This window comes from Solibacillus isronensis (assembly GCF_900168685.1).
In the GTDB taxonomy this organism is placed as follows: domain Bacteria; phylum Bacillota; class Bacilli; order Bacillales_A; family Planococcaceae; genus Solibacillus; species Solibacillus isronensis_A.
In genome coordinates this window covers 53,931-73,043 of the sequence record NZ_FVZN01000011.1, presented here as the reverse complement: position 1 = coordinate 73,043, position 19,113 = coordinate 53,931, and the positions used below count along the sequence as shown (strand labels likewise).

Sequence of the window (19,113 nt, the reverse complement as noted above, 5' to 3'; positions counted from 1 at the left end):
ATCTGAAAATTTTAATTTTTTTATGTTGACATATCGGATTAGTATGTTTTATACTGAGACTCAACGATGGAACACAAATCACATAACTCTTATCAAGAGCGGCGGAGGGAATAGGCCCTGAGATGCCCGGCAACCAGTAAGTGATGAACTGACTAAGGTGCTAAATCCTACAAAATGGACAATCATTTTGAAAGATAAGAGGAGGCAAACTTGCTCATGCGCAACCCTCTTCTTAACTGAAGAGGGTTTTTTTCATTTAAAAAATCCTCCTCAAAAACACCGATTTCACCATCGATTAAATTTTTGGGGGTAATAAAATGACAAACTTAAGACCAGAAACATTATTATTACACGGGGGTCAAAAGCCAGACCCGGAAACAGGAGCAATCGCAGTTCCGGTTTACCGTACAACGGCCTATGCATTTAACGACACAGCTCATGCGCAACGTCTATTTGCATTACAGGAAACAGGCAATATTTATTCACGTATTATGAACCCGACAGTCGGGGCATTTGAGGAACGGGTTGCTTTATTAGAAGGGGGCACAGCTGCAGTAGGGCTTTCATCTGGCGCAGCGGCAGTGGCATTTTCGATTTTAAACGTAGCCGGTGCAGGGGATGAAATTGTTGCGGCAGGTTCACTTTACGGTGGGACTTACAATTTATTCGCAACTACATTGCCTCGTTACGGCATTACAGTAAAATTCGTGGATGAATCAGATCCTGCAAACTTCCAAGAGGCAATTACGGATAAAACGAAGGCGATCTTCGCTGAAATTATAGGAAATCCAAGCTTGAAAGTACTGGATATTGAAGCGGTAGCAAATATCGCTCATGACAATGGTCTTCCATTATTAATAGACAGCACATTTGCTTCCCCATATGGAAGTAATCCGATCGAATTCGGCGCGGATGTTGTCATTCATTCTGCTACAAAGTGGATTGGTGGTCATGGAACAACGATCGGCGGGATTGTCGTTGATGCCGGGAAGTTCGACTGGACACAAGGAAGACACCCAGGATTTACAGAACCGGATACTTCTTACCATGGTCTACGCTACGGAATTGACACAGCAGGCGCTGCATTTGCGACAAAGCTTCGTGTTCAACTATTGCGTGATTTTGGTCCAACATTATCTGCTGACGCAGCATTTAACTTCTTGCAAGGACTTGAAACGCTTCATTTGCGTATTGTCCGTCACAATGAAAACACACAAAAAGTTGCCGAGCATTTAAGAAACCACCCATTTGTGGAATACGTAAATTACAACGGCTTTGAAGATTTTGCGACACATGATTTAGCGAAGAAGTATTTGAAAAACGGCTTCGGATCGATCATTACGTTCGGTATTAAAGGCGGACGTGAAGCGGGACGCCAAGTAATCGATAACGTGGAATTGTTCTCACATGTAGCAAACGTTGGGGATGCCCGTTCATTGATTATCCACCCTGCTAGTACAACGCACCAACAGTTATCTGCTGAAGAATTAAAAACTGCCGGCGTATCAGAAGAGCTCATTCGCTTATCGATCGGGTTAGAAGCAGCAGAAGATATTATCGCGGATTTAGAACAGGCATTAGCGAAAGTTGCGGCTGAAGTAGGCGCAGAAACAAACGCATAAAACTTGAAAAAAGGCTTAGCTTTTCCCATTCGAGAAGCTAAGCAATTTTTAGAAAATTAATTCCTACTATTTTTATAAGTTTTATTGACAAATTAAATACCGAGTAATACAATTGGGATAATAAAATTACCAACCGGAAAAATTTAAAGTGATGTTGCAGCATCATTGGAAGAAAAGGAGTTGTTCAGCATGGGGAAAGTATACAGTGCACAAAACGTTGCAGCCTATATTATTTATGAACTAAATGACGTAAAGGAATTTGTGAACGCTTGCGCTATCCAGCAAATTTTGGCGGATGTGAATACGATGTGGCAGCATGTTTTTGGACACAGTGCTTTCTCAGAACAAGCTCACGATCTTGCCACAGCGGGTTATGTTGTAAAGGAAGTTGCCGAGGAATACAAAATTCATGGTACAGCCCATATTTTATCGCCAGCCAGAGAGTGGTTCTTAAAATATGGTGAATTTCAGTTAGTGGAGCGCCCATACGCGGTCCCTAACTACTCGGCAAAAGAGGAAATCGTCATGACCAAGATTTTAACTGCCTATCGTTTACGGGCATACAATGATATAAACGTGGCAGTATAAAATAATTCCGGAACACTAGTGAGCCCCCTTGCTAGTGTTTTTTTTATTTTTTGTACGGTGTATGGCGTTTATTAGAAGAATGTAGACGGTTATTAGAAGAAGTTTTGGGGATATTAGAAGAAATGGTGATGTTATTAGAATTTGGGTGAACTTGGGGTTTGTGTACGCATTTTTTTAGGCGAAAATGGATGCGGAAGCCAGTGGTGACGTTTTTATTAGAACATTAGTTGAGTTATTAGAAGAAGTGTGAGGATATTAGAAGATTAAGCGAGAATATTAGCACATTCCGGCCTCATATTAGAACATTGAACGTTTATATTAGAAGATTGCAATTTTATTAGAACATTTTAAAATATATTAGATAATTTCCGAATATATTAGAAAATAGCAAAACGCTCTTACCGCCTAGCCCCAAATACAAGAAATGACTGGAAATATTTAAGCCATAGTCCCTAAATTAGCTCTTAAAAAATAAAATTTGGATGAATATTGACCGTTTACAGTAAACAAATGTCCTTCTAGGCGAGATTCCCCTTGTTTTCATGTATTATATAGGATAGAATTTTCTTTAAGATAAATTTTTTGAATTATTCGTTAATATATGTGTGTTAAGAATTTGGAGGAGAAAGGCAATGGCAACAATCAAAGCAGCGATCTTAGGATTTGGCACAGTAGGTCAGGGAATTTACCATATTTTAAATGAAAAGAGGCAGGAGCTTCGCGAAAAGCTAGGGGTTGAACTGGAGGTCGCGAAGATTTTAGTATCCGATGCAAGCCGTGAGCGTGTACCGGGCACAAAACATTTAATGACGGAATCAATGGATGACGTACTGGCGGAAAATAATCTGCAAGTTGTATTTGAAGCGATTGTAAATGAAGAGCCTGCATTCACTTACTTAAAGCGCGCTGTTGAGGCGAAATGCCATGTCATTACAGCGAATAAGGTAATGCTTGCAAAACGGGGCGAAGAGCTTGAAGCATTGGCGAAAGTAAATGGTGTTTTCGTAGGCTTCGAGGCAACGGTAGCAGGCGGTGTACCTATTATTAAAACAATGAAAAACATTCTTCTTGTCAACGAAGTAAGCTGCGTTCAAGGAATTTTAAATGGAACGACAAACTATATTTTGACAAAGATGCGTGCGGAAGGCTGGAGCTTTGAACAAGCGTTAAAAGAAGCACAGCAATTAGGCTATGCTGAAGCAGATCCATTTAATGATGTGTCGGGTCAGGACGCATTTAAAAAGCTTATGATTTTATCGAGTCTTGCATTTGGAGAACAGCCAAATTGGGCAGATGTTGAAGTGATCGGCATCGATACAATCTCATCAGAGCAAGTAGCGGAAGCAACAGCTCAAGGTCTGCGTTATCGTCATGTGGCAGAAGTGGAAAAACTCGAAGACGGTACGATTCAGGCAAAAGTAGCACCATTACTAGTAAACAATGAACATCCGCTTTATCCTGTAGACGATGTGTTCAATGCAGTGACGATGGAGACAAACTACATCGGAACATTATCTGTAATTGGGCCTGGTGCTGGGATGTATCCGACTGCAAGTGTAATGGTAGAGGATTACGCTGAAATTATCGGTAAACGTGCGGGGTTTACAGTAACTATATAATAAGAAGAAAATAAAAAAGAAGCGAACTCGATGAACGAATTCGCTTCTTTTCTTTTAATGAATTTAGACAATCTCGCATCGGGGATAACTTTAATATAGGATCTAGTCTCCGTCCAGGTAAAAGCGCCAACTCCTCGCATCATTAGGTCCCTCATGCAAAAGTGGTGGAGCGTTTACTTTTGCGTCGGGCCCTCCAATGACTGACGGAGTTAAACGGGCGCTTTAACACTTTTGTTCTTAGTCTTCATCTTTTATATCGATATCTTCAGGAATCGGTGTGTTCCTCCAGATTTCGATTTCTTCTTTAATTCGTTCGAGTTGCTGATGGTACGTATCAAATTGCGCACTATTAATTAAAAAGTGTTCACCATCATGCACTGCTTTAATGCGACCAGCATAAATGTACTGTAAAACCTGATGTTCAGGCATGCCTATATCTGCTGCAGTTTGTTCAACCGTTTTATACATCATGATGCCTCCTTTTTAGTTTTAGTTAACCTTATTATAAAACGATTTTAATAAAACTTCATCTCGAATAGACTTACAACGTATGATAGCATAATTAATATAATTAAATGGGGTGTGGGATGTGAATATTTTACCGTATCTGTTTGTGCTGCTGGCCGCAATGCTTTGGGGGACGGTCGGAACAACACAAACTTTTTTATCGGAAGGGATTTCTTCGTTTGCGGTAGCGGGTGTAAGGTCTGGTATTGGCGGTGGGGTGCTGTTGCTGGCGGTCCTTTTAATGAAAAAAATCTCGTTCCGTAACTGGTCATGGAAGTGGACCATTTTAGCCGCTATTGCGATAGCTTTATTCCAAAGTCTGTTTTTCACTTCTGTCCGCTTTACAGGAGTTGCAGTAGGGACGGTTGTAACAATCGGAAGTGCGCCAGTATTTGCGGGATTCATCGAGTGGGTGTTTTGGAAAGTTCGGCCAACCCTCGTATGGGCAATTGCGACAGTGCTTGCCATTGTCGGCTGTTTATTATTGTTTATGAATCAAGGTGAGACGGCGATTAACCCGCTTGGCATTGGGCTGGCATTGGCTGCTGGATCCATGTTTGCGCTTTATACGAATGTGAGTAAGCAGTTGATGAAACGAGAAGAAACATTGCCTGCTGTTGCCATGACATTTTCGATTTGTGCATTATTTTTATTGCCGCTTGCAGCGAAAGACGGTTTTGGATGGCTGACAGAAGGCGTAAATATTTGGCCGATCCTTTTTATGGCACTTGCTGCTACAAGTTTGGCATACATATTATTTTTAGGCGGCTTAAAGAAAATCAGTTCGTCAGCCGCAGTGACATTGAGCTTAGCCGAACCTTTAACAGCCGCATTACTCGGTGTGTTTTTAGTAGGGGAACATTTAACATTTGTTGCATGGATCGGTGTTAGTTTATTATTAGGTGGAATAGTTGTGCTAACATTTGGCACAAAGAAAGCTGCTTCATAGGAGGCAGTTTTTTTATTGCCATAAGTCCGCGATGAAAGTGGAACAAACTGTGCATAAAGTGGAATTTTCTTTGGGAGAAGAAGAACTTTTTAAATGAAAAGTAGAATTATAAGCGGTGAAAGTAGAAAAAATCGCATATAAAGTGGAACCTTTTCAAATTTAAATAAGAAATCTTAAGAATTTCTTCAGATTTACAGTAGTGAGATGTTAAGAAATGGGCTTTATTATAAACTTATAAGAAAAAGTTGGCTCTTCATTAAATAGTGGAGATGATAAAAAGGTTGATTGGAATGGAGGGGAGGCGACTCCTGCGGGAACAGCACGAGCGAGAGACTACAGGCTCGAGCCGTGCCCGCGGAAAGCGTCCGACCCGGAATGGCAATCAACCACTTACTATGATGGAGAACAAGAAAGTTGTGAGGTGAGCAAGATGAATCAGCTGACGGTGCTCGTTACAGATGACGATCAGGATATCCGGGACGGCATAGAAATTTATTTGAAAAATGAAGGATACCGGGTGTTAAAAGCGGCAGACGGGCTTGAGGCAATCGAACTGCTTGAACAAAATGAAGTACACTGCATTATTTTAGACATTATGATGCCGAATATGGATGGGATTACCGCCACATTCAAAATTCGTGCAGAACGCAATATCCCGATTATTATGCTCAGTGCAAAGGCGGAACAAACCGATAAAATCCACGGGCTTTCAGTAGGGGCGGACGATTATATTACAAAGCCGTTCCACCCGCTTGAACTGATGGCACGCGTAAAGTCGCAGCTACGACGCTATGTGAACCTCGGCACGGTAGGAGAACCCGCTCCGCTTGTCGAAGGACTTGAGCTGGATGCTGCGGCGCGGGAAATCCGTGTGGACGGAGAGCCTGTCAAACTGACACCGACCGAGTATAAAATAACCGAGCTTCTATTAAAGAATGCGGGGCGCGTCTATTCGATCAGCGATATTTATGAGCTCGTATGGAATGAACCTGCTTATAATGCCGAAAATATTGTTGCCGTGCATATTCGCAAAATCCGAGAAAAAATTGAAGCAGATCCGAAAAACCCCCGTTATTTGAAAGTAGTTTGGGGATTGGGTTATAAAATTGAAAAGTAAAATTCTCTCTTGGGTTGGAGCACTCGGCGCGGCATTCGGTTTTTATTTTCTCGGGACATATTTTATCGACTATTTGACAGGGCGTTTTGTACCTTTAGTAAAGCAATTTCTATATTTTTTATAATTAAGTGAGGAGGAAGAAAAATGAAAAACAATAAATTATACCTCCAGCTTTTTCTTATATTTGTAGTAGCAACTGCAGTCAGTTTAATTTTTACTAATGGCGGTCGTTATTTAGGAAAAACTTTTTATGAATCGCAAAACTATAACAACGAGGCAGAGAACTTGGTATACGAGTTCTCGCAATATGTGTTTAACACGCCGACGGAAGAGGAATTTAAAGTGGCTTTAACAGTATCGGATGAGGAAATGGACGATTACCGTACATATTACGGCTCCCTTGCTGAGCAAATTCAAAATATTAAAGAGCAGTATTCAAGCGAAATAAATGCAACACAAGATCAGGAAGTAATCGAGGCGATTGAACAAGAACGTGATGCCAAAATTGCCGACATTAAGAAAAACTTTGAAGATGATGAGTATGTAAAAGAAAAAATACTAGTAATTAAGAAAAAAGCAATTCAGCAGAAGCTAAAAGAAATTGAAAGAGAAAAGAAAGAAGTTTTGAGCAAATACAATCACTTTGCTTATGAATTTAAAGATGAAAAAACCGGAGAAGTTTACCGTAATGGCGATATTAGTGAAAAGAGTGTCTTTAAAAAAACAGTTAACAATGTAGGAAAAAACCTCTCAGGTCTCTATCCGCTTAATTATTATGAGTATGATAGCATGGGGGTTCTGCAAGATAGCTATACACTTGAGCAGGATTTATCGGATATTTCGGGTGTTGTAACAGTGCCGGCTAGTTGGATCGCAAACACTCATATAAGCAATGAAAAAAGTGCGTTTATCATTACGAAATATGTGTATTACAGCATTATTCTTGCTGGAATCATCAGTTTTATTTTATTAATGACATCTTTAGAACCAACACTTGAGCAATTCAATCGTAAGTTCCAACTACGTGAACTATTTGAACGTTTCCCTATTGATATTCGAATCGTAGCAACTCTTATTGCAACATACTTTGCATTTTTATTTAATGGTTCTTTTACAAGATCCATCCAGACGCTAATTTATCACTATACGGATAATCGTTCGGGTTTTCTTACGGATTTTATCGTAACAGGCGTTATCAGTTTTGCGCTTATTGTCGCAATCGTCTTTATGGTTGTTTCAATATGGATAAGTTTAAAAGGGCAGCGTGATGTGGAAAAAATCTGGCCGGAGACATTTACGGCGAAGTTTGTAGATGGTGCCATCTCAATGTTTGAAAATCGTTCAATCGGGATGCAGTCACTAATATTGCTTCTTGTTGTTTTCCTTGGAGGCTTTGGATTTGCCGTTGTTATGACAGCGGGAAGTTTCGGTGTTTTCCTGTTCTATATGTTTTTATTTGTAGTGTTCTTCATTCCGGCACTTTACATTTTTATGCGTCGTATGGGCTACCTGAACCGTATTATGCAGCATACTGAAAACATGGCGCATGGCCGTCTTACAAAGGATTTGAAAGTGAAAGGGAAATCTCCGTTAGCGAGACATGCCGAAAATTTAAATGGGCTTCGTGAAGGTGTCCGTAACAGTATGAATGAGCAGGCAAAAAGTGAGCAGATGAAAACAGAGCTGATTACGAATGTCAGCCATGATTTGCGTACACCGCTCACATCGATTATTACGTATACGGATTTACTGAAAAATCCGTCGATCACTGAGGAAGAGCGAAAAAAATATATCGAGATTTTAGATGCGAAATCGAATCGTTTAAAAACATTAATTGAAGATTTATTTGAAGTATCGAAAATGGCAAGCGGCAATGTAGAAATTACGAAACAGCGCATCGACTTAGCACAACTGTTGCAGCAGGCGGTCGGTGAGCATGGCGAAGACTTTGCAGCAGCCAATTTGGATTTACGTATCAATATTGCGGAGCAGCCGATTTATGCTCGTGTGGACGGGCAAAAGTGGTGGCGTGTAATTGATAACTTAATTATTAACGCACGGAAATATTCGTTGGAAGGCACACGTGTTTACGTCAATTTGAAGTCGCATGAAGGCAATGCGGAATTGACTGTGAAAAATGTAGCGAAATACGAGCTGAACGAGGAAGCATCCCAATTAATCGAGCGTTTCAAACGTGCCGATACATCACGTCATACAGAAGGCTCAGGGCTAGGGCTGGCGATTGCACAGTCAATTGTTGATTTGCATGACGGACAATTGGACATCGCAGTTGATGGGGATCTGTTTAAAGTGACTGTTAGTATCCCAACAGATAAATAATGAATAAAAACTGCAGCGAGGGGAGTGTGCCTTGCTGTAGTTTTTTGTTTGGAAGGGCGGTGACTATTAGAAGAAAAAAGTTTTTATTAGAAGAAGTAGGTGGGTTATTTGAAGATTCGGACCGGTTATTTGAAAAGTTCAGTCCCATAATAGAAAAACGGGTGAGGATATTAGAAAATACCGGTTATATTAGAACGAGTGAACGTCATATTAGAAGAAAATCAGTTTTATTAGAAAACCGCCACCGCCACAACTCTCCGCACATTTTAAAAGCTTATTGACTAACGCCATTACTCAAAATATAGTAAAATAGCAACATTGGAGATGACAAATAAAGTTAGGAGCAACATGATGATGCGTATACTTTTAGGCATAGTAGCATTAGCGATATATAGCGGCCTTACATTTTATCTTGGCTGGAATTTTAGGGCATGGCTGTTGTCGATTCAGCAATTTCGTTGGCCGATTGTTTATTGGACAGTGCTGTTTCTCGTATCATACGGTTATTTTATAGGAAAGCTCCATCCACTATTAACGCCATTCTCGGTGCTCGGCAGTTATTGGATGTTCTTTTTGCAGTACGGGCTCATTCTTTGTATCATTGCAAACTTAATTATTAAGTTTACACCGCTTACAACGAAACTGGTCGGTACAGGGGTTGTCGGTTTACTGATCGTTTTATTAATTGCAGGTACATATTTTGCATATTCTCCGGTAGTTCGAAATGCTACAATTAACATTGATAAGCCTGGGGACGATATGCGTATTGTTATGGCATCGGATTTCCACCTCGGTTTGTTGTCAGGGAAAGGGCATTTGGATAAGTTTGTTGCACTTTCAAATGAACAAAATCCCGATTTAGTCCTTCTTCCGGGTGATATTGTCGATGATAGTCCAAAGCGCTTTGTCGAAAAAGATATGGGCGAAGTGATGAAAAATTTAAAGGCGACATATGGTGTATACGGAGTACTGGGCAACCATGAATATTACGGCAATGAGATTCCTGAATTTAAAAAGGAAATGGCTGAGGCGAATGTTAAAATTTTAATGGATGAAACAATTTTAGTTGCGAATCGTTTTTATTTAACAGGGCGGGAAGATGCGACAAATGAAAACCGCTTAGCTTTAAAAGAGATGCAGCCTGAAAATGAAAACTTACCTTGGTTTGTCATGAACCATACACCGCTGGATTTGGATGAGCCAGCCCGTTTAGGTGTGGATTTTCATGTTTCCGGGCATACGCATCGCGGTCAAATGTGGCCAAACCATCTCATAACAGAAAGAGTTTTTGAGTTGGATTACGGTCTTCTTGAAAAAGAGCAGTTACATGCGCTTGTTTCGAGCGGCTTTGGTTTTTGGGGGCCTCCAACACGTATTGGCAGTCGCTCTGAATTATGGGTTATAGATGTAAAATTTAGCGAATAAGATTGCAAAAAGGGGAACGGAATAATGGAATGGATTGAGCTTTTAAAAGCTTTAATTTTAGGATTTGTCGAAGGGATGACCGAATTTGCGCCTGTTTCCTCAACAGGACATATGATTATTGTTGATGATATGTGGCTGCAAACGAAGGAATTTTTAGGATCCGGCTCGGCAAATACATTTAAAATCGTAATTCAGCTCGGATCGATATTAGCGGTCGTTTTCGTTATGTGGAAACGATTACTAAGTTTAGTTGGATTATATAAAATAGAAGGTCAGAAAAAGACGCGTTTTAATTTAGGACATGTAATTGTCGGTATTATTCCTGCTGGTATTTTTGGAGTGCTGTTTGAAGATTTTATCGATGAAAATTTATTCAGTATTAAAACAGTAATTATTGGACTAATTATCGGAGCGATCTTTATGATTATTGCTGATAAGTTTGGACCGAAAAAACCCGCAATTACGTCATTGGATGATATTTCGTACAGTAAAGCATTGAAAATAGGACTTATCCAATGTCTATCGCTTTGGCCAGGGTTTTCACGCTCAGGCTCAACGATTTCAGGCGGGGTACTTCTTGGGTTAGATCATAAAACAGCAGCAGACTTTACGTTCATTATGGCCGTGCCGATTATGGCAGGAGCAAGCGGTTTGTCGCTTGTTAAGAACTGGGATCAAATTAATGCCGATCACTTTTGGTTTTATGTAGTCGGCTTTGTGAGCGCATTTGTATTTGCACTTATTTCAATTAAATTCTTCCTGAAACTGATTTCAAAAGTAAAATTAACGCCATTTGCGATTTACCGAATCGTGCTGGCACTAATCTTAATTATCGTATTATCTGTATAAAAAGGAAAAGGAGCTGTCCTGAATTCGGGATCGCTCCTTTTTTGTGCTTATTTATTGAACAGATCGAATAATCCGCCGATACCGCCTTCACCTGCGTCTTTACCGCCACCACCTTGAGAAACTGGTGCTGCAGCAAACACACGGCTTGCCAAACGGCTGAATGGCAATGATTGTACCCAAACTGTACCAGGACCGGAAAGCGTAGCAAAGAATAAACCTTCCCCACCGAATAAAGCTGTTTTAATGCCGCTTACCATTTCGATATTGTAATTTACATCTTGTGTCATCGCGACTAAACAGCCTGTATCAATGCGCAATGTTTCGCCCGGCTGCAGTTTGCGTTCGTAAATTGTTCCGCCTGCATGTACAAAAGCCATACCGTCTCCTTCAAGCTTTTGCATAATGAATCCAGCCCTTATACTACCTTGAAAAGTGTCCAATAGCTATAAACCTTGTGATATAACGGTTTTATAAGATTTTGGTTATTGGACACTAATGTTGTTTGAAAAACCTTTAGAAAAGCCGTAAGGTTTTGCTTTTTTTATAGCGAAAACTTTCGATTTAGCTTATTTAAGTTGGACACTTTTAATTGGCTCGGTTAAATTTAAAGGCTGTTCTTATAGGGCTAGTGTCAGAAAAATTTTATTCTTTAACTCTCAATAACCTTAAACTGTTTAACGTTACAAGCAGTGTTGCTCCCATATCAGCAAATATTGCTATCCATAACGTTAACCAACCGGGCATAACTAACAGTAATGCTACTAATTTAATCGCTAAGGAGAAGGTGATGTTTTGCTTGATTATGACTAAAGCTTTACGGCTTAATTTAATGGTATATGGTAATTTGCTTAGGTCATCAGACATTAATGCAATATCAGCAGTTTCTAACGCTGTATCCGTTCCAGCACCACCCATTGCAACACCAACTGTAGATGCTGCAAGTGCTGGGGCATCGTTGACACCATCTCCAACCATTGCCACACTCTGATGTTTTTCACGAAGTTTTTTAATGAAGTTTAATTTATCCTCTGGCAATAAATCGGCTTTAATATCTGATACACCAACCTGTTTTCCAATGGCTTCTGCTGTTCGTTGATTATCACCAGTAAGCATTACTGTTTCGATTCCCATATAATTCAGTTGACTGATGACTTCTTTTGAGGATTCTCTCATTTCATCTGCAACGGCAATCAACGAAAGAATTTCTTTTTCCGTTCCCAAAACCATTACAGTTTTTCCTTGAGTTTGCATACGAGCAATACTTTCTATAATGGATGTTTCAATACCATTTCGAAGGGTTTCTTCAAACAAATTCGGACTTCCTACATAGTATATTTCATTATTTACTTTGGCTTTAACGCCTTTTCCTGTAATAGATTGGAATTCTTCAACCACGATACCTTTAAAGTTTAACCTGTTTTCTTCAGCTTTTCCCATAATCGCTGAAGCTAATGGATGTTGGGAACCATTTTCGATGGCTGCTGTAATTGTCAATAATTCACTTTCGCTTCTACCATATGTCACGATATCGGTTACAGCAGGAACACCTTTCGTAAGAGTTCCTGTTTTATCAAAAGCAATCGCTTTTAAATGTCCTGTTTCTTCTAAATAAACGCCACCTTTAATTAAAACACCGTTTCTTGCGGCATTACCTATTGCAGTAACAACAGCCACTGGAGTTGAAACAACTAAAGCACATGGACAACCAACCACTAATATTGCTAAACCTTGATAAATCCATTCACTCCAATCTCCACCAAACAGTGGGGGAAGAACGGCAATTAAAGCTGCCAAAATGACAATTGCAGGTGTATAGTATTTCGCAAATTTATCTACAAAAGCTTGAGAAGGTGCTCGTTCTGCTTGTGCTTCTTCTACAAGATGAATAATTTTCGAAAGCGTCGTATCTTCAACTCGTTTTGTTACTTTTACTTCAAGCAATCCTTCTTCGTTTAAGGTTCCGGCAAAGACCTCATCATTTTTTGTTTTAGTTACTGGAACACTTTCTCCAGTAATTGCAGCCTGATTTAACGTTGAAGTTCCCTTAATAACTGTTCCATCCATCGCCAATTTTTGACCGGGTTTTACAATCATGATGTCTCCAACCTGAATATCTTCAACATGAACCATCATTTCTTCAGTTCCACGACGAATTAACGCTTCTTTTGGAGCAATATCCATTAATGATTCAATGGATTGACGGGCTTTATCCATGGAATAACGCTCTAATGCTTCACTGATAGCGAACAGAATGACAACCATTGCCCCTTCGCCCCATTCACCAATAACCGCAGCTCCTAAAATGGCAATCGTCATGAGCGTATTCATATCAAACTTTAATCTGCTTAGATTTTTAAGCCCTTTAATGAATAGTGAATATCCACCAATTAAAATGGATGCTGCAAAACCAATCGTTGGAAGAATATGTTCTTCCCCGTATTGTTCACCTAAGAACCAGCTAATTACAAGCAATAATGCCGAGATATAGACCTTAATGTTTTCTTTTTGTTTCCAAAATGGTTCACGTTCAACCCTTTGTTCTTTTTCATCCCGAATCTTTAAATTTTCAAATGCTCCTGCTTTTTCTAATTCTTCAATCGTAGCACTTCCTTGAACCATCACTTTTGAAGCACCGAAATTCACTTTTGCATCTTCAACTCCCGGTAATTCTTTTACATTATTTTCAAAAATGGTGGCACAGTTCGTACAAGTAAATCCTTGAACACGATAGGTTTTCATTTCTTGTTCTGATATTTCTTTTTGTTGATTAGGCATTTACTTTCACCTCTTTCTTATGTGCTAACGCAATAACAATCAATTGCTTAATATGAACATCATCAAGCGAATAAAACGCCAGTTTTCCTTCTTTCCGATACTTCACAACCCCTTGCTTATGCAAAGTTCGTAAATGATGAGATGCTGTCGCAACAGAAGACCCAATGATATTTGCTACATCACACACGCACAACTCATCATCTTGGCATAAAGCATAGGAAATTTTTGCCCTATTTTCATCTGCAAGTGCTTTAAATAATTGGGCAACACTAGATAAATCTTCTTTTTCTAATTTCCCTTGTATTCGATTGACTTTTTCTTCGTCATAACAATAAATTTCACAAGTATCTTTTTTACTCAAACTAATCACTCCTTTTCATTCAAATATTCATTTGATTAAAATATACTCCTTTTTATTTTGTTATTCAAGTGGATGTTTGAATGAAACAATACAAAAAGAATTGGACGCTTTCAATTCCCAATAACGTATATTATTTTGGATATAAGATTCCCAATCCGACATTTGAGAACTTTATTTTCTATTCGACAACTTGCAAGTCCCGTTTTGCCTTGTGGAATGGATATATCCGAGTGTGGTGAAAAGGTACGTTGACTCGTTCAGAACTATCTATATACAGAAGGTATTGAGGCACGTGACCCGAAGAGGTAATTAGATTAGGCAGTGCCATGTGTTAGATGATAAATTGAGACATGGCACTTTTATTTATAGTGGTTTTAATTTCCTGTATATACAAATATAATCAAATATTTATTATGGTAATATTTCGAAAATATACTACCCTTAATTAAGGAGGGATAGTGTATGAAACTAAAAACATTAAAATTAAAAAATTTTCGAGGATATAAAGATATTGATATTGATTTTACAAATGAATTAAACTTAATAATTGGACGCAATGATGTAGGGAAATCCACATTAATGGATGCATTGGAGATTTTCTTTAATGGTGAATCAAAGTCCCCGCTGGTAAAACCTGAAATTATTGATTGTAATATTTATTCTCCAGAAAAATACTTTGAAATATCTTGCATTTTTGAAATCGAGAAAGAAAGACCAATCTATTTAGATACGACTCATTCAACAACTTTTGCTGATGAGTTTTTATTAAATAAAGATGGTAATTTGGAAATCATAAAAAAATGGAATTGTAGTAATACATCACTTACGGCAAAAAGCTTGTCTGTAAGTTTAAAAGCAAATTATCCGAAAATTTCTGAAGAACCATTTATATTATTAAAGAAACCAGAGTTACAAAAAAAGTTGAGTAGTTATAAAGATAGATTATTGAATTATGAAGATGTTAATAAAAATACCAATTCAATTATGAGAAAGGCTCTTTTCAATGTACTTGTTACGGATGAAACTATATTTGAAGAAATTAATATTGAAATCAAAAAAGTTGAAGATGCAACAGGTGAAAAAGATATCTGGAGAAAGTTAAAAGAAAATCTACCATTATTCTTTTTGTTTCAGTCGGACAGAAGTAATTCGGATTCCGACGGTGAGGTGCAGAACCCTTTAAAAATCGCTACAAAAAAGGTTTTAGCTGATTTACAGGAAGAACTAGATAGAATTAAAGAAGAGGTAAATAAAATAGTTTCTACAGTAGGGGAACAAACTATAGAAAAACTAAAAGAATTTGATAGTGGTATAGCATCTAAATTAAAAACTAATTTAAATTTAAAACCGTGGGACTCAGTATTTTCATTTGATTTAATAAGTGATGATGATATACCTCTAAATAAAAGAGGTAGTGGAGTACGTAGGCTAATATTATTAAGTTACTTCAGGGCAGAGGCAGAAAGAATTTCAAAAGAGAATAATAAAAAAGAGATTATCTATGCAATAGAGGAACCAGAAACTGCACAACATCCAGATTTCCAAAAAATGATATTAGAGTCGCTATCTTCAATTGCAAATGATGTACAGCATCAAGTTATCTTAACAACTCATACACCAGAAATAGCAAAGATGGTTGACCTCGACAGTATAATATTTATTCATAAAGAAACAGATTTCCCGCAGATTGAAAAGGATAATGAACGCAAAATACATAAAATCGCTCGCTCTTTAGGGATATTACCAACTATTCAATCTAAAGTAGCAATTTGTGTAGAAGGAGAAAACGATGTTAATTTTATTATGAATTTAAATCAGTGTATACCTGAATTTAAAGCGATAATTGATTTGAAAAAAGAAGAAATATCCATAATGCCTCTTTCTGGAGGGAAGTTAATAAATTGGATTAACAATGACTATTTGAAAAATTCGAACGTACTAGAATTTCATATTTACGATTCAGACGAACCGAAATACGTTAAGAAAATAGATGAAATGCGTGAATTAAATGATTTGAGAAGGTTTGGGGTAAACACAAATTTTTTAGAGATGGAGAATTATATACCGCCTAAGTTGGTTGCGGATTTATTTAATTTAAATTTAGAAGAGTTAAAAGAAAGTTGGATGCAGATAGATGTACCTAAGAGGTTAATTAATATTTGTATGACAGATATTCGTGATGTAAATAAAAGAGAGCAAATTATTAAATTAAGGTTAAACGGAGAACTAACTAAGAGAATAACTGCTAAAGACTTACATGATATGGGAACTTATAACGAGATAGAATCTTGGTTTAAATCAATTGCCAGTTTGTATTATACGGGAAAGCTGAAAGATATAAGACAATTAGAGTTTAATAGTTGAATTTTATATATTAATAAAGCTATGTGTCAAAAATCTTAATCCTCTGATATGTAATCAATTAATATTCAATATGACCAGATTGTGGAATAACGAAAATGCCCACAAAGCGATGTTTGGGGGCATTTTTTCACCTTAACGTTGTAAATCCGCATAATTCTGACGGAATCCCTTTTAGAAGGCAATCGTTACACTTTTTCTTCATTCAACGTAACGACATTGCCTTTTTTATTTCGTAGTTGTCTAAGTTCTATTTCTGCTGCGTTTAGTCTCTTTACGAGTTCAAGGCGTTCCGCACCTAACAGTTCGCACTTTTCAGAAAAGCGATTAAGTTCAACTTGTAAGTGTCCGTTATGTACCTTCAAATTGTTATATTCGATTTGGTCTATAATTGCCTTATCAAGAAAATCTTCGATTTCTGTTATTCGTTCTTGTGACTTTTCTTGTTTGTTTTTAAATAACAGGTCTTGTGTTTCAATATCCTTAATCCTCTTTTCTATGTATAAACGGATTGTGTTTGGATTGTTGTAAACGGTACTTTTTGAGATATTCGTATCCTTACATATTCCACGAATATTAAAGTTTGTAGATTTAATCTCTTCGAGTATTTCTTTAAGGCGTTCTTCTTTTTCAAGAAAGTATTGTTCGATTGTAAAGAACTGTTCTTGAGTGTTTTCTTTGTAATAACTTAATTCGCCTAAACCAAACTGTTTCAAACGTCCCGCTGTTGCGGTAATAATGTTTTCTCGCTCCATTCTTGCACCTCCTTTTCAATGTCATTAATATTCCCGATAATTTCCGATAATTTCGGGTACTTGCTGCGGACACTTAGAAGACCTATTTCACTGATTTCCTTCCTAAGCAAAAGTAATTCTGGATTCAATTTTCTTTTGATATAGATTTTTATACCTTTTATTTCTCTTTCAAATTCATTACGATATTTCGGATTCTTCTTGTACAAACTTTCATTATATGAAATGATTTTTGCCTTTTCTTCAAACCGTTTTAAAGAATAAGGCAAATCCTCTAAAGAATGAATTTGATTACCAAGGTAGTAGGCATCATTAATAGTAGATAGAAATTCATTTCGTTCGCATAGTTTATTAAAGGATTTTGCACAAATACCTAATTCCATATCCGCCATCGGCGTATCATTTCTTGAAAGTATTTTTACTAATTCTTTAATATCCTTGAAAATGTTCATCTTCTTTTTTTTCAGGAATTTATTAATCTGTTCATACATTTCCTGATATTGCTCGTTTTGAAGCTCCTCTCTGATGTGTTTGTCACTAGTTTCGTTTATATCCGTAATAAGTGTTGAACCGTCCTGTGAAGTCCTTCTCATCAAAGTGTCAATCGCATTTGTTTCTTTTTTCTCAATCTCATTAAGTCGAATATAATGTTGTGTCATTTCCTCAGTTAAATGGTTCATATGTTGGCGAATGAAATCTAAATGATAACCTTTTTCGTACAAAATCGTAGCAAGTACCACTCGATATTGATGGAAAGTAACATAGTATATTTTTTTATCCATTTCATCGTTAGGAACAAAAGCTAATGATTGAAATTTGTTCTTACTTGTTACAGCAAATTGCTTTACTTCATGGTCGATAATTTCTTCTAATCGTAATTCATCTTGATGGTTATAAAAGAATTCTACGAGGCGATAACGCAACATAGTTTTTGATACTTCTGTACCATTGTGTTTGACAAATAAGTAATTTGTTGTCCTTTTATCACTGTGTATCTCGGTAAGCGTCTGATAGGCGAAGAGGGCATTTTCTGTAATAAAACTTCTAGTCATTTTAAAATCGCTTTCTTTGACAGTCTTGTAAGTTTTAAAATTAAGAAAATGAAATACCTCTGTTTCGCCCTTAATGCTTACTGTATCTAGCTTATTTACTTCTAACATTCTAAATTCACCGACACGCATTCCGGTTTCTGCCATTAACACAACCATACACGCTGAAGCTCTTCGTTCAATGGGCAAGTTTTCATTTCGTATATCCTTAATTGCTAAAGATATTATTTGGTTATGAAGTTCTATCGGAATAAATTTATGTTTGCCGGCTTCTCGTTCTCTTTTCACTTTCCTAGTATTAATGTTATTGAGGTAGCTGTAACATTCCGAAAAATCTAAATTAGGGACTCGAAGTTCTATCTCCGATAAAAATAATTTAAGTGCTTGTTTTTTATCTGTTAAAGCACGTTCCGTTATCTTAGTAGTAGATAAAAAATCTTCAAGGAGAGGAACATCTATAAGATTAGGGAAAAACATTTGATGTTCAGATAAGTAATCGATGAAACTTCTTATGACATAGAATTTAGCTTTCACAGTAGTGAAACGATTACGCCGACTAAATAATTCTCTTAAAATTGTATATTTGGCATAATTCTTATATGTTATATCGAGTTCACTATAATCGTAAGTATATGCCCATTCTTCGCTTGAAAATCGTCGGAATTCTTTAAAGCTCCAAACATCTTCCGCAAAGGTTAAATTTGGCGTTATAGAAAAGTTGATAAAAGCTTTCGGCTTTATATCGATAAGTACAGTTTGTATGTTTTCATACGTAGGTAAATTCATTACTGAGTTTAAA

At 37.4% G+C, this 19,113-nt stretch carries 15 protein-coding genes, 1 pseudogene and 1 riboswitch; of the genes and pseudogenes, 10 read left to right on the top strand and 6 right to left on the bottom strand.

The genetic code is table 11. From position 1 onward, the window contains the following. Positions 1–86: 86 nt before the first annotated feature. Positions 87–201, top strand: a riboswitch (SAM riboswitch). Positions 202–317: 116 nt separating this feature from the next. The 3 genes from B5473_RS04365 to B5473_RS04355 all read left to right on the top strand — a co-directional run bounded on the left by B5473_RS04365 (position 318) and on the right by B5473_RS04355 (position 3,829). Next, entirely contained in the window at positions 318–1,622 is a 1,305-nt protein-coding gene (locus tag B5473_RS04365; RefSeq protein ID WP_079523846.1) for an O-acetylhomoserine aminocarboxypropyltransferase/cysteine synthase family protein, read from the top strand. Between the two features lie 189 nt (positions 1,623–1,811). Next, positions 1,812–2,210, top strand: coding sequence for a hypothetical protein (locus B5473_RS04360; RefSeq protein WP_079523845.1), 399 nt, complete (start codon positions 1,812–1,814; stop codon positions 2,208–2,210). Between the two features lie 632 nt (positions 2,211–2,842). Continuing rightward, positions 2,843–3,829, top strand: coding sequence for a homoserine dehydrogenase (locus B5473_RS04355; RefSeq protein WP_079523844.1), 987 nt, complete (start codon positions 2,843–2,845; stop codon positions 3,827–3,829). A gap of 237 nt (positions 3,830–4,066) precedes the next feature. Here the strand turns inward: B5473_RS04355 and B5473_RS04350 are convergent, their stop codons facing one another. Next, positions 4,067–4,297 (bottom strand): DNA-binding protein, encoded by a 231-nt coding sequence (locus B5473_RS04350; protein ID WP_079523843.1) that lies wholly within the window; start codon positions 4,295–4,297, stop codon positions 4,067–4,069. A gap of 121 nt (positions 4,298–4,418) precedes the next feature. Here B5473_RS04350 and B5473_RS04345 point away from each other — a divergent pair, with 121 nt between their 5' ends. The 6 genes from B5473_RS04345 to B5473_RS04325 all read left to right on the top strand — a co-directional run bounded on the left by B5473_RS04345 (position 4,419) and on the right by B5473_RS04325 (position 11,016). Beyond that, positions 4,419–5,285 (top strand): DMT family transporter, encoded by an 867-nt coding sequence (locus tag B5473_RS04345; RefSeq protein WP_079523842.1) that lies wholly within the window; start codon positions 4,419–4,421, stop codon positions 5,283–5,285. 430 nt (positions 5,286–5,715) lie between these two features. Further along, positions 5,716–6,402, top strand: a complete 687-nt coding sequence (locus B5473_RS04340; protein WP_079523841.1) for a response regulator transcription factor — start codon at positions 5,716–5,718, stop codon at positions 6,400–6,402. Between the two features lie 144 nt (positions 6,403–6,546). After that, positions 6,547–8,742 (top strand): sensor histidine kinase, encoded by a 2,196-nt coding sequence (locus B5473_RS04335; RefSeq protein WP_079523840.1) that lies wholly within the window; start codon positions 6,547–6,549, stop codon positions 8,740–8,742. Positions 8,743–8,801: 59 nt separating this feature from the next. Beyond that, positions 8,802–9,023, top strand: a complete 222-nt coding sequence (locus B5473_RS20385) for a hypothetical protein (protein ID WP_139377677.1) — start codon at positions 8,802–8,804, stop codon at positions 9,021–9,023. A 73-nt stretch (positions 9,024–9,096) separates the two neighbouring features. Next, positions 9,097–10,167 carry a metallophosphoesterase gene (locus B5473_RS04330; RefSeq protein WP_079523940.1) on the top strand — a complete coding sequence of 357 codons (1,071 nt, stop codon included), beginning with the start codon at positions 9,097–9,099 and terminating at the stop codon, positions 10,165–10,167. A gap of 24 nt (positions 10,168–10,191) precedes the next feature. Then, entirely contained in the window at positions 10,192–11,016 is an 825-nt protein-coding gene (locus tag B5473_RS04325; protein WP_079523839.1) for an undecaprenyl-diphosphate phosphatase, read from the top strand. Positions 11,017–11,063: 47 nt separating this feature from the next. On the opposite strand, the pseudogene B5473_RS04320 reads toward B5473_RS04325, so the two are convergent. The 3 genes and pseudogenes from B5473_RS04320 to B5473_RS04310 form a co-directional block, all read right to left on the bottom strand. Next, a pseudogene (locus tag B5473_RS04320) lies at positions 11,064–11,426 on the bottom strand (AIM24 family protein); the annotation flags it as partial. 232 nt (positions 11,427–11,658) lie between these two features. Continuing rightward, positions 11,659–13,791, bottom strand: a complete 2,133-nt coding sequence (locus tag B5473_RS04315) for a heavy metal translocating P-type ATPase (RefSeq protein WP_079523838.1) — start codon at positions 13,789–13,791, stop codon at positions 11,659–11,661. Next, a complete protein-coding gene (locus B5473_RS04310) occupies positions 13,784–14,152 on the bottom strand; it encodes an ArsR/SmtB family transcription factor (RefSeq protein ID WP_079523837.1) in 369 nt (122 codons plus the stop codon). The genes B5473_RS04315 and B5473_RS04310 overlap by 8 nt, the downstream gene beginning before the upstream one ends. 462 nt (positions 14,153–14,614) lie before the next feature. Here B5473_RS04310 and B5473_RS04305 point away from each other — a divergent pair, with 462 nt between their 5' ends. Continuing rightward, on the top strand, positions 14,615–16,516 hold the full coding sequence (locus B5473_RS04305; RefSeq protein WP_079523836.1) for an ATP-binding protein: 1,902 nt from the start codon (positions 14,615–14,617) through the stop codon (positions 16,514–16,516). Positions 16,517–16,701: 185 nt separating this feature from the next. Here B5473_RS04305 and B5473_RS04300 read toward each other — a convergent pair whose 3' ends face one another. Then, the gene (locus tag B5473_RS04300) at positions 16,702–17,268 is read right to left on the bottom strand and encodes a hypothetical protein (protein WP_079523835.1); all 567 of its coding nucleotides are present in this window, start codon (positions 17,266–17,268) and stop codon (positions 16,702–16,704) included. Continuing rightward, on the bottom strand, positions 17,226–19,100 hold the full coding sequence (locus B5473_RS04295) for a tyrosine-type recombinase/integrase (RefSeq protein WP_254865239.1): 1,875 nt from the start codon (positions 19,098–19,100) through the stop codon (positions 17,226–17,228). The genes B5473_RS04300 and B5473_RS04295 overlap by 43 nt, the downstream gene beginning before the upstream one ends. Positions 19,101–19,113 lie beyond the last annotated feature (13 nt).